Here is a 15,176-nt window from a genome sequence, read left to right on the forward strand (position 1 = left end):
TATACTAAGTTGCTCTTATCCCAGAAATAGCGAAGCTCCATCACACCATACAAGCCTACATCATACAGTAATTGGGTCATCAAACTCCGCTGCTTAGATTCAGGAAAAATAGTAGTGCTCGTATCTATAACCTGCCGTTTTCAACTAAGAAATCTCTGTATTTTCCACTACAGCCTCTGGCGGTATTAGCTAATTTCAAGATCTCTAACGGTGGGGAAGTATAATTATCTTGTCTTCCAGACTGTTCGTAATACACCATATCAGCGAAAATCAGCATCTGCCTTGCTAGTACCCATCGACTGTGTAAATAAGCACTACTAGCATCGACTAGATCGTAGTCATCAGAAAAATTCTCATCTAAGGCACCTAGTGAACTAGGCCCTTCCTGCAAAATTCTACGTGGGAGATTCAATATTTCACCTTTTGCAGAAATCAAGTATAACCGTGAGTCGACTTGTACTTTTTCCCCCGCTCTCGGACTCGAGTTAAACGCCCAAGCCTGAGTTACCTTGGAAGAGGTTCTGTCGTTACGTAGCACATTCATTGCCAGACCACCACCAAGTGAGTAACCAGTAACGACCAACTTCGTTCCTTTGTATTTATCAGCAATTTTTAAGGTGTAGTCTTGAGCTGGTTTGTACTGTTTGGGAGCAGGATGTAAGTTGTGTCCACTATAATCCTTCCAAAATTGATCGGTGCCACGAAATGCTACGACCACTTCCTTAAGCTGAGTCCTATTGGACTCTTCGTACACCCTAAAAGCGGTAGCTTGAAAGCCAGAGCTTTCATCAACTGAGGAGTCAATTTCTATGTAAGAAGGTAAGTTAAAATGTTTATCTTCACTTTTTTCCTCCTTTTGCAGAACTACTGCTCCTAATAACGCATAAATATATCCTTCATAGGCGAGCCTTAACCGTTTATCTTTGTCAGCATTTATAGTGTTAGATTTCTGATAGTCTGGTGATGTTAAGTCCAAATAACGCGCGTTACACCATACATATCCTTCCTCTTTTCCCCAGTTAGTTGGAAACAAACTACAACTGGTCACAGACAATGCTACTGCAATAGTTACCAATGTCTTCAACATCTGCACTCACTCCGTTTAATATGAGCCAATCTAAAAGGTTAGGAGAAGCAACGTTGACCTGATATGCACCTTGTCACAAAAAACATGGTAGCCTGTACCTATATTGGGCATTTTAGAACATTGACCCTAACGAGCTTCTGTCTCTCTTCTAATTGACCACTCCTATTAGATATCCGTACTATGAAATCATAATCAACATTACGTATTGGTAGTCGCAAATGGAACCGTCAAAACAGTTAAATTGGGTTAAAGGCTTAAAGACAGCGTACCAGTGCCTTGGTGCTACTCAACGTGATCAATATTCTTGGGTCGCTCAAACCGATGAAACCTATGTGTTTTCTGCGGAAACAGACCATATAGATCCTGAAAACAACAAATACAGCCACAAGGCAGGGACGTTTTTCAAAAGAGTTCCAGCAATGACCAAAGAACTTGGCCATGAACCTCTAAGTGTCAGCCATTCCAAAGAATTATTTGAAGCTGTAACTGATGCAATGTCTCGGTCTATCGAATGCTATGTGATACTGGTAAAAGGCACTAAATTTGGAACTACCAAAGGAGGTGTTAAAGCTGGTTATGACAGCCACTTGTGGATAGTGAAGGAACTCAATGGATCGGTTGAGAAAGGCTATCAGTTCAAGCTCTGTCGAACACGGTGAGCTAAAACTCGCTTTTGTCCATTAGCTAAACACTCGTTTAGAAGTGCAAAGGCGTGTTTATCGACATGCCCTACATAGCAACAGTCTTTTTGTATGATTTTTACTCATGCATCAATATTCAACAAGTAATTCGGAAACTTGGATATTCAGCGTATTTCCTTTTTACCCAAACCGTTACCCAAACAGAAAAATAAGATCAAGAAAGCCATTTTATTACAAAAACTTAAAGCTTCAATTCAAACCCCGCCAGCCCACCAAACGTTTGGAAAGGCGCTAACTCTTTGGAGTTAGCGCCTTTTTTGTTCAAACTGTTCTATTCCCATTCATTGATCAGCAAACGGCTTTTTAGGCCCCTGACTTGGAACCCCATTGCTTCAAACACTTCTTCGCAATCTTCAGTGTGGCGAGAGATGTTGGGAAGTGAGAACGCAGCTTGTGTGAAAAATCGTTGTTTATACTCTGGCTCACTCAACCACGCCAGTTTCCACCACTCAACAATACGCTGTTTCGAACTCGTTAGCTTTCTAGAAGAAGGGACTCGGCTACTCTTTTGCAGATTTTCTTTTTGAGTCGTTGGCAATAAGTTCCAATAGTCATTGTTTGGCCAGTAGGTGAAGGGCAAACAGTGATCGACATGGATGTTTTTGCTGAGTTTTGCTCCACTCCAAACACTGTGTAAGTGATGATCGTTTGCCAATAAGCTATCGATACGCTGCCTAATAGGACGAGTATCATGCTCTCTATCTATCCAAGCGAGGCTGTTGTGATAGGTTTGAAGTGACAGGTTTCTTTGCTGATTGAGCACATAACTCTGCATCTCAAGCACCCACTGATTGACAACCAGTGGCTCAATCCATGAGTGATACAATCGCATGCACTCCCAAAGACTTTCATCAAGCACGAACTCACCAAAACTGGACAGAAATGCCATATCCAGTTGCACCGTAGGCTGCATTCTTTTCGCTTTGCGAGAAACCGTAAAGACTCGATTCTCTTTGCTACCGATATAAGTAAACTTGACCGGATTTTGAGTAATGGTACTGATAGCATCGCGCAGTGTACGTTGCAGCGCTTGAGCCTCCTCAGCAAAAAACAGACTGCCAATAGACAGATCTTCTGGTGCTAAATGACTCATCTGCCCCCAGCCATCAGGCTTGATAAAGCTCAACCCCCGCGACGGATTGGAGTTTTGCTGAATCTGCTCTTTATCTATCAAACGTTTGAATTGCCTAACCCAATACAACCCCACAAGACCAAGTGGTATCGCGACTCGAGCATCACTTCTGTCTATCACCGCGCCTGGGTGCGCATCCGCGATCCGCAACAAAGTCCTTAACAGTGCTAATTTGTAGGTCGCCGATTTACGATCATTCACGATGATATGTCGGATTTTATTGAGATCCCCGGAGCCATCATCAGGCAAGCTCATGACCATTGTCTGCCAACTGACCCCATCCCTTTTTAGGCTATCGTCACTCTGAGAGATATGGTTGACCAGCAACGCGCTATTTTTAGCCAGTTGCTGAATTTCTTCAACCGATACAGGATACGCCTGTCGGCCATCTTCAAACTCTCCATGGCGCAAGGTGATGATAAGACGCCCATTAGTTTTGAGTAGATTAGATAGTTTTCGAAAAGCCCGTTGACGTGAACTTGGGGGAATGTGCATCCAAACAGCGCTGACAAGAATAACATCGAATCTGAGCCCAAGTGAGACAACCCGATTGAGTGACGGGAGCGTATCATTAAGCCAACTCACTCTGTCTTTGGTGTTTTCTCGGCCCAAATGACGCATAGCTTCGGCGGGCTCTACCGCAAAAACCTCGCAGCCTTGCTCAGCCATCCACTTTGCATCTCTGCCCGAGCCAGCGCCGATATCGAGAACTCTATCCCCTTTCATCGGCCAATGCGCCTTCCAACTGTCATGAGCGGATGGAAAGTCCAATTGATTGTACTGTTCGGCTAAGCGTGTAGCGTGACAGTGGTAGATGGAAGAAGAGTCGGACATAAGAGTCTCAGCACAAGATGAAAATCAATCGGTTAGATATGCAATTGGACGATAACAAATATAGCAGTAGTTTTCAGCCAAATATCACTAAGCCTATGATAGAGCGCAAATAAGTGCTCAACTCCACTTATTTTCCTTGCCCCACCAATTACACCTCAAACCTTTAGACTCCAAAACGAAAACCAGTATCAAAATCGACAAAATAAGTAAAATTTGCAGAAAAATGGCGAAATAGTTATACTTGCGTCACAAAATTTCATTTGAACTCAAATTATTGGAGGGCGCTTTTAGTGTTTTTCTTGTTAGAGAACAACACAGAATAAAAACGTTTACTTTGTATTTATGGAAAATGCATTAAAAAAATATAGTATCGAAACGACTGATTATCAGGTTGGCCAAGACAACGTGCAGAAGTGGGGTTTCGATATCCACAATCCAGTGTTTGGGATTAGTGCTGGTCTTGTGATTCTTTGTCTTCTTTCTCTTCTTGTTGTCGATCCCGCTACCGCTCGCGACGCGCTAAACGGGCTCCGAAATAGCATCATCGCTGACTTTGACCTCTTCTTCATGTGGTCGACAAACTTTTTCATTCTTTTTGCGATTGGCTTGCTGCTATCTCCGCTGGGGAAAATTCGTATTGGTGGTAAAGAGGCCAAAGCGGAGCACTCGACCCTCTCATGGCTGTCTATGCTGTTTGCCGCTGGTATGGGTATTGGCCTGCTGTTTTGGAGTGTCGCCGAACCGACCGCCTACTTTACTGACTGGTGGGGTATGCCTCTTAATGCCGAACCTTATAGTGCAGAGGCCAAGTCCTTGGCCATGGGTGCGACCATGTTCCATTGGGGTATCCACGGCTGGGCGATTTATGCCATTGTTGCTCTATCTCTTGCGTTCTTTGCCTTTAATAAGGGTTTGCCGCTTTCGCTGCGTTCAGCGTTTTATCCTCTGTTTGGTGACCGTGCCTGGGGATGGCTTGGCCACGTGATTGATATTTTGGCGGTGCTATCGACCTTATTTGGTTTGGCCACCTCACTTGGCCTAGGTGCTCAACAAGCCACCAGCGGGATCAACCACGTGTTTGGTCTAGACGGCGGCATCGGTATGCAGATGGTGGTTATTACTTTTGTTACCTTGATTGCCGTACTGTCGGTGATCCGTGGTATTGATGGTGGCGTTAAGCTCCTGAGTAACGTCAACATGGTGATTGCATTTGCGCTGCTGGCGTTTGTCATTCTGATCAATTTCGACATCGCGTTTACCTCTATTTGGGATAGCACGCTGGCCTATGTGCAAAACATTTTGCCTCTGAGTAACCCTCATGGCCGTGAAGATACGGCGTGGATGCATGGCTGGACAGTGTTCTACTGGGCTTGGTGGGTCTCTTGGTCGCCATTTGTTGGTATGTTCATCGCGCGTGTTTCCAAAGGTCGCACCGTACGAGAGTTTATTTTTGCGGTGATTGTGATTCCAACAGTCGTTACCCTGATTTGGATGTCTGTGTTCGGTGGTATCGCCCTTGATCAAGTGGTAAACAAAGTAGGCGAGCTCGGCGCCAATGGCCTGACCGACATCTCGCTCACGCTATTCCACGTTTACGATGCGCTGCCGTACAGCTCAATTATTTCAGTACTGTCTATTGGTTTGATTTTGGTGTTTTTCATCACCTCATCGGATTCAGGTTCACTGGTCATCGACAGTATTACCGCTGGCGGTAAGATTGATGCGCCCGTACCACAACGTATTTTCTGGGCATGTATCGAGGGCTCTATCGCCGCAGTAATGCTGTGGATTGGTGGTAAAGAAGCACTGCAAGCATTGCAGTCGGGTGTGGTCGCCACAGGTCTACCGTTTACCTTAGTGCTACTGGTGATGTGTGTGAGCTTGATTAAAGGTCTGCGCTCAGAGCTGCCAGCCTATCAAAGCACGACAAGCCAAAGCGTTGCGACTAGTTAGCCATTGAAAGTAATCCATATAATGAGCGCCCTGTGCGCTCATTTTTTTGTCTGCTCGTCTGCACTGCCGATCCTCGCAAAAACTGATGCGTATACTATGGTTACAGTTTCAGTTAAGGAGCAAAGATGACTCAGCGAAATCCTATTCAAGTGGTAGCACTTGACCATGTCGTGGTTCGCACCACTCAACTTGACGCCATGCTGCATTTCTATCGCGATATTCTTGGCTGCCCTATTGAGCGTGAAAAAGAAGACATTGGCTTGGTTCAATGCCGCGCAGGCAGCGCGTTGATTGATATTGTTCCGGTAGACAGTGAATTGGGCAAACTTGGTGGTAAAGCGCCCCAACAGGATGGGCGCAATGTCGATCATTTCTGTTTGCAGATTGAAGACTTTGACGAACACGAGCTGCTTGATTACCTCAAGCAACATAATGTGACCACTTCAGAGTTTGCCAAACGTTACGGCGCGCAAGGCTTTGGTCGCTCTGTCTACTTAGAAGACCCCGAAGGCAACGTGGTCGAACTCAAACCACACGTCAGATTCGAGCGCTAGGCTTTCACCTATCTGTAAATCTCAAGGCAAATTGGGCAGGCAACGGCCACTATCAAACACCAAGGTTGCCTGTGGTGTGCGCCAAATGATCAACACAACAGTTTAGCTAACGGGCTATTTGGATTTCGCTAACTCGCCGTGTTTATTGGCGACTTTATCGCAGATGTAGCCACCGATAGGAATCGCTGACGTTGCTGCCGGTGATGGTGCATTGCACACGTGGAGGCTACGCCGGCTTTGAGCAAATAAAAAGTCATGCACTAAGGTGCCATCACGCAACACCGCCTGAGCGCGGATACCGGCAGGATAAGGTTGTAAGTCTTCAAGCTTTATCATTGGGCAATACTTGTTGACCCGCTTTAAATACCCAGCTTTCCACCAAGAGTCTTTCGTCTCGCTCAATCCAGTTTTAAAGTGCTTAGCGGTCACTTTCCAAAAACCACTAAATGTTAGCATCTCCCACACGTCGCGCCAGTTAAGGTTCAGCCGCCCATAGCCTTCTCGCTTAAACCCTTGCACCGCATTCGGGCCGACCGTTACCGAACCATCGATCATCTTGGTTAAATGCACACCCAAAAAAGGTAAATCCGGGTCTGGGATGGGATAGATGAGGTGATTAACAATCTGATTGTACTTACTGGGCAAGCGATAGTACTCACCGCGGTAAGGAATGATTTGAAAATTACACTCGAGCCCCATCATCTTGACCATGCGATCGGCCATCAACCCAGAGCAGGTGATCAGAAACCGCGACCGATAGCGCCTGACACCCTGCGCTCCATTGACAGTCACCTCTACCCAATCGCGCCGTTCAGTTATCGCCGTCACTTGACAAGATAGCGCCAGCTCACCGCCTGCCGTTTGGTATTCTTGCGCCATTGCTTGGGTCACTTGACGGTAGTCTACGATACTGGTGGTCGACACAAACAGCGCACCAAGCCCCACCACATTCGGCTCACGCTGCTTAAGCTGGTTTTGGTCTAACCGCTCGACCTCTAGACCATTGGCCTTACAGCGCTGATATAGTGCCTCCATCCGCTCGAGCTCTAAAGGTGTGGTGGCGACCAGCAACTTGCCACAGTTATCCAGCGCAATATTATGCTGCTGACAAAACGCCATCGTCGCCTGGGCGCCCTGTCGGCAAAACTCGGCTTTTAGGCTGCCGGGCGCATAATAAACCCCGGCATGAATAACGCCACTGTTATGTCCGGTTTGATGAGCCGCAAGCTGAGGCTCTTTTTCAACCACCAATACGGATGCCTGCGGCTGACGCACTTTAAGTTGCCATGCCGTGGAGATCCCGACAATTCCCCCACCCACGATGATGTAATCGTACATATTGTTCAACTTAGCGCTCCTTATTGCCGTTCTCAGCCAGTTCCTTGGTTCAAACCCTATGTTAGTCTTGCCTATAAGCGATTGAAAGTTTTGGATATAGAGAAAAAGTTGTCAATTTGATGGTGCAGAAATGCAATTAATCGTCGAAAGTTTACGAAACATAGTTAAAATAGCCGGCCTAGATTTTTAAACCTACTTGTTTGGTCGAGGATCCTACATTGAACACGCAACACCTTTTTGCCCACAACAGCCTAGATATTGAACAAGCTAAGCAGATTTTAGCCGATGGTGAGTTGGTGGCGATCCCGACCGAAACGGTTTACGGCCTCGCCGCCGATGCCTCAAACCCTGAAGCAGTGAAGAAGATCTTTGCCGCCAAAGGTCGTCCGGCCAATCATCCCTTGATTGTGCATATTGGTGATGTGGCTCAATTGAGTGATTGGGCGATAGATATCCCTGCCGAGGCGTATACTATCGCTGAAGCTTATTGGCCGGGCCCGGTGACATTGCTGCTCAACAAAGCGCCTCAAGCTACCTCTGTGGTCACCGGTGGTCTAGACACCATTGGTATTCGCATGCCCGCTCATGCTGTGTTCAGTCAACTTCTTTCATCGGGCATGGCGGTTGCCGCGCCCTCTGCCAATCCTTACAAGAAACTGAGCCCAACCTCGGCTAAACACGTGCTTAAATCGCTCGGAGGTAAGATTGCTGCGGTACTTGATGGCGGCGACTGCGCCCACGGTTTAGAATCGACCATTATTGACTTAACCCAGCGACCTTTTCGCATTTTGCGCAGCGGCCCAGTAAGTGCCGCCGAGCTTTCGCAAACTCTGGGGATGCCGGTTGAAGCGCCGCAAGCACACTCTGTTGCCGTGCCAGGCAATGTGACCAGTCACTATCAGCCCAATACCAGAGTGCGTTTAGTCACTCTCGAGCAGATTGAAACAGCGCAACCTGGCAATATCGCTTGCGTGCATATTTCGCCACTGAGTTCAGACTTTGGGTTTAAAACCAAAGCCATGCCAAATGAGGTGAGCCAATACTCGCACGATCTCTACCGCGCTCTGGATGAGGTGGATCAATGGGGCTGCGATGAAATTTGGGTCGAACGCCCGCCAGTTAGCGACGAATGGTTAGCCGTTCACGACCGCCTCAATCGCGCTCAATCTAAGCTGTAAAAACACAATCATCACGAGAGCCCACTGGCTCTCGTTTGATTTTCTAGGTAGACAATCTCGCGCACTCGGCCATTAGCGTCTTTATCTGGATTGATAGGGAGCGTGCTCAGGTGTGGCCATTCACGCGCAATCAACATCAGTACAAAAGCGTCAATGATGTCATCACGGCTAGCGGTTTTGCGCGGGATAGTGTTGAGTTGCTGGTGCAGTACAGCCATCCATTGTGGCGCTCGCTTTTCAATAATCGCTAAACGTTGTTGCTCCCCTACGGCTCTCTTTTTGTTGTGCACAAGCGGCGCCCCATTAAGCTCAGTAAACACCACCTCCGGGTGAGATTCACGCAGCGATAATTCGGGATAGTGTGTCAGTAGTGCATCGACCTGTTTGACTTTGGGCAAAATATACCAGCTCTGCTTTGAGAGTTTTTTACCGAGCACTGCCTGATTGTTCTCACAGGCCTCGGGATAGTTCGGCGCATAGACTGCCTCTTGGCATGGCACAGGGAATACGCTCGAGGCGCGTCTACCCAATCGCTGACGCGCAGCCTTATCACACAACCGATCGGGCGTGCTCGCATCGCTAAAACCAATTGGAATATCAATCAAACTATGTGCAGAGCGAAGCAGCGAAAGCGCATCGACAAGCTGCTCCACGATATGACATTCGGGGCTGTCATCCACTAAGGTCCAAATCACCCACCCCGCCTTACAGCCATCAATCCCATTCACTGTTTTGACCATGTTTCGCTCTTTTATTTGCTTTGCTATCGGCAGTCTAGCGGTTTTGCCGGCAATAAAAAACGCCCCAAATTCGGGGCGTTGAATTGATCTCTGTTATTGAGAATACAAACTGCGGATAGGCTCTGGCTCAACATAGTCAATCAACTCATGTCGACTGAGTTGTTTGACCTGCGCTTCCTCACCAGACACCACCAGCACTTGCTGCTTTTCCAGCGTTTCCACCAGCTCTAGTTGATAGTCATGAACAAGCGCTTTCGCTTGCCGTTCACTTCCTTGGTGATATTTAACAAAGAAGCGACTGGGCTGCTGCTTCGCTTCGGCTGCACGCTCATCGACTGCGGGAAACCCGGGGTTATCAGCATGACTCCACGCTGCCAGCGATGCGAGTAGCAGGCCAACCATCGTCCAACGCGAGTTAAACCACTTGTTCATATTCACTCCTTATTGAAAAGTCAGTGACCAACTATTGATACGCCCCGTATCTTGGCGCGCATTATCAACGGCTTTTAGCGTCCAATCACCTTGGGATTCAAAACCGCTGAAATCGACTTGATAGCTAGCACGAATATCGCTCTTAGAGCCCCCTTCATTGTCATGCAATACGGCTTGAGCGCCTGTCGGTGACGTTAGGGTGACTTTCAAGTCGCCAACATAGCTGTGACTGATATCAAGTTCAACGGTCACCGTTCCTGCGTCCCCTGAGCGCGGCACAGAAATAGCACTGCTCGCACCTAACGCACTGTTATCAGGAATCGACACTGACTCACTATTGCTGTAACTCGATGGCTGTGTTGAGCCGTTATCAGAACCATTGTGAGTCGCCACCAGAGTCGCTCCAGTATAGGCTTTGTAACCATCGATCAACACCTGGAATGTGCCTTGACCATTGACATCCAAGCGACAAGACTCTTGGTTACCGCTTTGCCATGAGCGACAGTCGTAATTGCTCGTGGTTGGCTCACCATTAAAGCTGACGTACATGTCCGCATCACCGCTACCGCCACTTAAGTTGAACGTTGCTGAAGTGGCATCGGCTGGCACATCAAAGGTTAACAAACGGCTCGACTTAGCGTCGCCCGACAATGGAGCGGTCGCCACGCCATTTTCCAGTTGTGGTTTTAATACTTCACCGCCATCACACCCTTTGTCTAGGTATGCTTTCGCAGCATCTGCATTCACCAAGCCATATCCAGTACGATTATCGCGCCCTGCCACATCGATATCGGTCGCCGTTGCGGTGAGCGCTCTACGAATTTGCTGCGCACTACAGGTTGGATGGTAACTCCAAACCAAGCCGGCTACCCCTGTCACATGTGGTGTCGCCATCGACGTACCATTGTAGTACTCATAATCTTCACCTGTGGTGGTAGACACAATCACGCTTTGACCCACTTGCGCCGACAACTCTTGACCTAATGCACGATCAACGGTGACCGAGACCAATCCATACGCATCGTTGTCGTCAAGAACAAATGGGTTTTGTAGGCCAGGTAAGTCTTGATTACTGTATACAATCGCCGCTTTGGCGCCTGCGTTGTAACACGCTTTGACCGGATCAATTTCAGGACGAACGCCAGTGCGTTGGTTGTCAATTCGTTCGGTTAAACAGACCTTGTCTGTCATGTCACCACACTCATAACGGCCAGATGAAATGTCACATTCTGCCAGTGGCGCATTTACGCTACCGGCTACCGGAGCCGAAGTGTAAGAGCCTGACTGAAGAATCTTACGGTTGTGCGGCACAACACCACGTTCAAAGTAGCTGGTGCCATTGATGTTAATATCCGACAGTACCCCTTCGCCCACAGTGACAGTAGACAACACAGCAACGCCTGGCGCCGCGATGTCGACCTGATCGGTCGCTTGCGAGAACGCCGCATGATCGCTGTTAGTATCGACAGCGGCCACTGACATTACCGCATCGTAAGACGCAGGGTAACTGTGCGCGGTGTTACCTGAGTTACCTGCCGCAGCAATGAGTAACACGCCCTGATCATAAAGTGATTGCAGTGCGTTTTGCTCTGTGCGGCTGGATTGACTACCACCCAAGCTCATGTTGACCACGTTAGCACCGTTGTCGGCACACGTTTGAATCGCTTTTACTAGGCTTGATGAGTATCCCCAACCTGATTCATTGAATACTTTAACGATGTGCAGATTGACGTTTTGGTTGGGCATTACGCCCTTCACACCTTCGTTATTGGCAATCGCAGCAATGGTGCCCGCAACATGGGTGCCGTGAGCATTATTGTTGCCTGGTGCGCTCCAAGAGCCCGTGCCGCTGTCGTTGGTGCCGTCGACTCGGTTACCGCTCAAATCGTTGTGCGCTAGGTCGTAACCCGAATCAATGATACAAACAGTGCGATTTCCCGCATTGGCGTCATCAAGCAATTGCGCGTTCACCGCCTCAAAGCCCCAAGGCGTGGTTTCGCTGAGTAGGTAACGAGGAGGATCAACCTCGACATACTCAACCTGATCGTTGCTACGCAATGATGAGAGCTGCTGCTCATCCATCTCTACGCTGTAGATAGGCGTTGCGCCCAGCTTTTCCACTTTACGCGCCTCAACCTGCTCTAGCACCGATTGACGAACTTCACTCGGTGCCATCACTGGCTCACCGGCACGAGTAAATGGTGCTGGGGCGTTGTCTTTAAACTTAACGATATATTTGGTTGGAAGATCGGCTTCATTGAAGCCTAAGCCGGGCGCTGCATGCGCCGCGGACAATCCTGCCATAGCCACTGCGACGGTTGATAGGGTAAATAACCCTTTGCTTTTATTAATTATGTTGTGCATCTGCTCTATTCCTTTTCGAGCTATTTTTTAGTCTAAATAACACTCACTCTCATCATTTGGTATGACAAGAGATGAGCGCTCTAGCTATAAGGCATGAACAGAAAACAACCAAAGGCTTAGTAGAGTAAAGACACTATTTTTCAACTCAAGATCACTGAATCCACCAAAAGAGTGAACGGTCAATAGAAATAGTATTTTTATCTTAAAAAGCAATCACTTATTTAGTGATTAGCTGTTTTATCTGGCGATAAAACAGCCTTATTGAGCGTGTGACGCACAAACAGTGACCCGCCGCCAAAGCTGGCGGATTTTATGTTGCAATTTAGTTAAATAGAATTAAAACTCTAGGCTTAAGTCATGATTGACCCTATCAAGTGTTCAACCTAAGGAGTTCATTTTGCTCGCTGTACTGCGCCTACTATTGGCTGGAATATACATTGTTATCATGACACTGTTCGCCGCGGTCTACTGCTTGTTTAGCCCGCGCAACCCAAAGCATGTGTACTTTTTCTGTCGCTGGTTTAATCAACTGCACAAACTGCTCGGTGTTGAGCTTATCCAACGTGGACTCGACAATGCCCCACTGCCGCGCAATAGTGTCTATATCTCCAATCACCAAAGTGTGTACGACTTTGTCACCTCTCCCGGCATGCTCAGACCTCGCACCGTGTCGTTAGGAAAAAAAGAGCTGATTTGGGTGCCGTTTTTTGGCTTCTTGTATTGGATCACCGGCAATATTCTTATCGACCGACAAGACAAATCAAAAGCACGTGACACCATCAAGCAGGTGGCCGACGCCATACATCAGCGAAACTTGTCTGTTTGGGCTTACCCCGAAGGAACACGCAGCAAAGGTCGTGGGCTTTTACCTTTTAAAACTGGCGCATTTCGAATGGCGATTGAAGCTGGGGTCCCTATTACCCCTATGGTGGTGAGCACGACGCACAATAAGTTTGATCTCAACCGCAGTGACAACGGCATTGTCATTACTGAAATGCTTGAGCCTATTGAAGTCACCAACTATAAACTCAGCGATGCCAGAGCGCTGGCCGACCACTGCCATGCACTGATGCAAGCTAAAATTGCCGAACTCGACGCTGAGGTGATACAACTTGAGCAGCAACGCAAACGCTCACTGTCCCAGTCCTCCTCTTAATTACCATTCCTGAGCCGCGCATTCGCGGCTCTTACTTTGTGACTAGCTCGCACCAAAACCGCCCCATCTTCCCATTTACCCTGCTGCAATTAATGTTCGCATTTTAATGTGTTAGGCTTATGTTAATGCTGTAAAAACACGGAACACTGTTATGGACAACACGACACCAAGATTGTCACTGCGAACCATTGAAAAAGCCGACTATCCTGCCATTGCCGAACTGATGGATTTAGTTTTTCCCGATGTGGGTGGTGCCTGGCCACGCAGTACAATTATGGACCTGATTCGCCAATTTCCCGATGGCCAGATTTGTATCGAAGACAATGGCACGATTGTCGGGGCGGCGCTGACCATCAAGGTTGATTACAATCGGTTCTCGCTGCCACATGTCTACACCGATATCATCGATGCCAACAATGTGATTCAGAATAACCCCAAAGGCGATGCCATGTACGGACTGGACGTCTTTGTTCATCCCGATTATCGCGGCTTGCGCTTAGGTCGACGCTTGTATGACGCGCGCAAAGAGTTGTGCCGCAGCAAAAACTTCAAGGCCATTCTTACTGGCGGACGCATTCCGAACTATCAGGAGCACGCGAACGAACTGACGGTGACCGAATACATCGACAAGATTAAACGCCGCGAATTGCACGACCCGATATTGTCCTTCCAACTGGCCAACGACTTTGACGTTAAGCGCTTGATGCGTAACTACTTACCAGAAGATGACGCATCACAAGGTTACGCGACCTTGCTGGAGTGGGATAACTTTTTCTATGAAGAAGATATTCAATCGGTGCACGACATTGAAAAAACCTTGGTCCGGATTGGCGTGGTTCAATGGCAAATGCGTGCGATGCGTGACCTTGACGACTTAATGGATCAAGCGGAATTCTTTGTCAGCTCACTGTCTAACTACAAGGCCGATTTCGCCCTATTCCCAGAGTTTTTCAATGCGCCATTGATGGGATTGCAAAAGGGGCAAAACTCGGTTGAAGCGATCCGCTTTTTGGCCAGCTTCAGCGAGGAGATCAAAAACCGCTTCTCGCAAATGGCGGTGACTTACAACATCAACATCATTGCCGGCAGTGTGCCCGTGTTAGAAGACGATAAGCTGTACAATGTCTCCTATTTGCTACAGCGTGATGGGCATATCGAAGCGCAATACAAAATCCACATCACCCCTCACGAAGAGAAAGATTGGGTTATCGATGGTGGTGATAATGTCAAAGTGTTTGAAACAGATGCAGGGCGGATCGGGATTTTGATCTGCTACGACAGTGAGTTTCCGGAGCTAGGCCGTATGATGGCAGAGCAAGGCGTGCAGATTATTTTCGTCCCTTTTTGGACTGACACCAAAAACGGCTACCAACGAGTGCGGATTTGTTCTCAAGCCCGTGCGATAGAGAATGAGTGTTATGTTGCCATTGGTGGCAGTGTTGGCAACTTGCCAAGGGTCGACAATGTCGACATTCAGTACGCACAATCGGCGGTATTCTCACCGTCCGATATCTACTTCCCACACGATGCAACTCTGACTGAGGCGAGCGCCAATACCGAAATGATCATCTTTGCCGACGTAGATCTGACTAAGTTGAAGCAGCTTAATACTGAGGGCTCAGTGACCAACCTGAAACATCGTCGTCACGATATCTACGGCTCATTTATTACCCCGAGCGAGTAACAGAAAAACGGCGCTGATTTGCA

The 15,176-nt window shown here is 47.9% G+C and carries 12 protein-coding genes; 6 read left to right on the forward strand and 6 right to left on the reverse strand.

Annotated elements, in window-relative coordinates; genetic code table 11:
* Positions 1 to 124: 124 nt before the first annotated feature.
* Positions 125 to 1,087, reverse strand: coding sequence for an Mbeg1-like protein (locus MTO69_RS10090; RefSeq protein ID WP_248328877.1), 963 nt, complete (start codon positions 1,085 to 1,087; stop codon positions 125 to 127).
* 218 nt (positions 1,088 to 1,305) lie between these two features.
* On the opposite strand from MTO69_RS10090, the gene MTO69_RS10095 reads away from it, so the two are divergent.
* Entirely contained in the window at positions 1,306 to 1,746 is a 441-nt protein-coding gene (locus MTO69_RS10095; RefSeq protein ID WP_248328879.1) for a hypothetical protein, read from the forward strand.
* 313 nt (positions 1,747 to 2,059) lie between these two features.
* Here MTO69_RS10095 and MTO69_RS10100 read toward each other — a convergent pair whose 3' ends face one another.
* The gene (locus MTO69_RS10100; protein WP_248328881.1) at positions 2,060 to 3,754 is read right to left on the reverse strand and encodes a class I SAM-dependent methyltransferase; all 1,695 of its coding nucleotides are present in this window, start codon (positions 3,752 to 3,754) and stop codon (positions 2,060 to 2,062) included.
* A 342-nt stretch (positions 3,755 to 4,096) separates the two neighbouring features.
* On the opposite strand from MTO69_RS10100, the gene MTO69_RS10105 reads away from it, so the two are divergent.
* The gene (locus MTO69_RS10105; protein WP_248328883.1) at positions 4,097 to 5,707 is read left to right on the forward strand and encodes a BCCT family transporter; all 1,611 of its coding nucleotides are present in this window, start codon (positions 4,097 to 4,099) and stop codon (positions 5,705 to 5,707) included.
* Positions 5,708 to 5,832: 125 nt separating this feature from the next.
* A complete protein-coding gene (locus tag MTO69_RS10110; RefSeq protein ID WP_248328885.1) occupies positions 5,833 to 6,261 on the forward strand; it encodes a VOC family protein in 429 nt (142 codons plus the stop codon).
* A gap of 114 nt (positions 6,262 to 6,375) precedes the next feature.
* Here MTO69_RS10110 and lhgO read toward each other — a convergent pair whose 3' ends face one another.
* Positions 6,376 to 7,608 carry an L-2-hydroxyglutarate oxidase gene (gene lhgO / locus MTO69_RS10115; RefSeq protein ID WP_248328887.1) on the reverse strand — a complete coding sequence of 411 codons (1,233 nt, stop codon included), beginning with the start codon at positions 7,606 to 7,608 and terminating at the stop codon, positions 6,376 to 6,378.
* A gap of 209 nt (positions 7,609 to 7,817) precedes the next feature.
* Here lhgO and MTO69_RS10120 point away from each other — a divergent pair, with 209 nt between their 5' ends.
* Positions 7,818 to 8,777 (forward strand): L-threonylcarbamoyladenylate synthase, encoded by a 960-nt coding sequence (locus tag MTO69_RS10120; protein ID WP_248328889.1) that lies wholly within the window; start codon positions 7,818 to 7,820, stop codon positions 8,775 to 8,777.
* 11 nt (positions 8,778 to 8,788) lie between these two features.
* On the opposite strand, the gene MTO69_RS10125 is transcribed toward MTO69_RS10120, so the two are convergent.
* The 3 genes from MTO69_RS10125 to MTO69_RS10135 form a co-directional block, all read right to left on the reverse strand.
* Positions 8,789 to 9,517 carry a DUF429 domain-containing protein gene (locus tag MTO69_RS10125; RefSeq protein ID WP_248328891.1) on the reverse strand — a complete coding sequence of 243 codons (729 nt, stop codon included), beginning with the start codon at positions 9,515 to 9,517 and terminating at the stop codon, positions 8,789 to 8,791.
* A gap of 93 nt (positions 9,518 to 9,610) precedes the next feature.
* Entirely contained in the window at positions 9,611 to 9,949 is a 339-nt protein-coding gene (locus tag MTO69_RS10130; RefSeq protein WP_248328893.1) for an ATPase, read from the reverse strand.
* A gap of 9 nt (positions 9,950 to 9,958) precedes the next feature.
* A complete protein-coding gene (locus MTO69_RS10135; RefSeq protein WP_248328895.1) occupies positions 9,959 to 12,313 on the reverse strand; it encodes a S8 family serine peptidase in 2,355 nt (784 codons plus the stop codon).
* A 397-nt stretch (positions 12,314 to 12,710) separates the two neighbouring features.
* Between MTO69_RS10135 and MTO69_RS10140 the strand changes: the two genes are divergently transcribed.
* Together MTO69_RS10140 and MTO69_RS10145 are read left to right on the forward strand one after the other, a co-directional pair.
* The gene (locus MTO69_RS10140) at positions 12,711 to 13,469 is read left to right on the forward strand and encodes a 1-acylglycerol-3-phosphate O-acyltransferase (RefSeq protein ID WP_248328896.1); all 759 of its coding nucleotides are present in this window, start codon (positions 12,711 to 12,713) and stop codon (positions 13,467 to 13,469) included.
* A 151-nt stretch (positions 13,470 to 13,620) separates the two neighbouring features.
* Positions 13,621 to 15,153, forward strand: a complete 1,533-nt coding sequence (locus tag MTO69_RS10145) for a bifunctional GNAT family N-acetyltransferase/carbon-nitrogen hydrolase family protein (protein ID WP_248328898.1) — start codon at positions 13,621 to 13,623, stop codon at positions 15,151 to 15,153.
* Positions 15,154 to 15,176 lie beyond the last annotated feature (23 nt).

The sequence above is a fragment of the Vibrio sinaloensis genome, assembly GCF_023195835.1.
In the GTDB taxonomy this organism is placed as follows: domain Bacteria; phylum Pseudomonadota; class Gammaproteobacteria; order Enterobacterales; family Vibrionaceae; genus Vibrio; species Vibrio sinaloensis_C.

Coding starts and splice junctions, on each gene's coding strand:
- MTO69_RS10090 (WP_248328877.1), bottom strand. CDS start 1,087: ATGTTGAAGACATTGGTAACTATTGCAGTAGCATTGTCTGTGACCAGT.
- MTO69_RS10095 (WP_248328879.1), top strand. CDS start 1,306: ATGGAACCGTCAAAACAGTTAAATTGGGTTAAAGGCTTAAAGACAGCG.
- MTO69_RS10100 (WP_248328881.1), bottom strand. CDS start 3,754: ATGTCCGACTCTTCTTCCATCTACCACTGTCACGCTACACGCTTAGCC.
- MTO69_RS10105 (WP_248328883.1), top strand. CDS start 4,097: ATGGAAAATGCATTAAAAAAATATAGTATCGAAACGACTGATTATCAG.
- MTO69_RS10110 (WP_248328885.1), top strand. CDS start 5,833: ATGACTCAGCGAAATCCTATTCAAGTGGTAGCACTTGACCATGTCGTG.
- MTO69_RS10125 (WP_248328891.1), bottom strand. CDS start 9,517: ATGGTCAAAACAGTGAATGGGATTGATGGCTGTAAGGCGGGGTGGGTG.
- MTO69_RS10130 (WP_248328893.1), bottom strand. CDS start 9,949: ATGAACAAGTGGTTTAACTCGCGTTGGACGATGGTTGGCCTGCTACTC.
- MTO69_RS10135 (WP_248328895.1), bottom strand. CDS start 12,313: ATGCACAACATAATTAATAAAAGCAAAGGGTTATTTACCCTATCAACC.
- MTO69_RS10145 (WP_248328898.1), top strand. CDS start 13,621: ATGGACAACACGACACCAAGATTGTCACTGCGAACCATTGAAAAAGCC.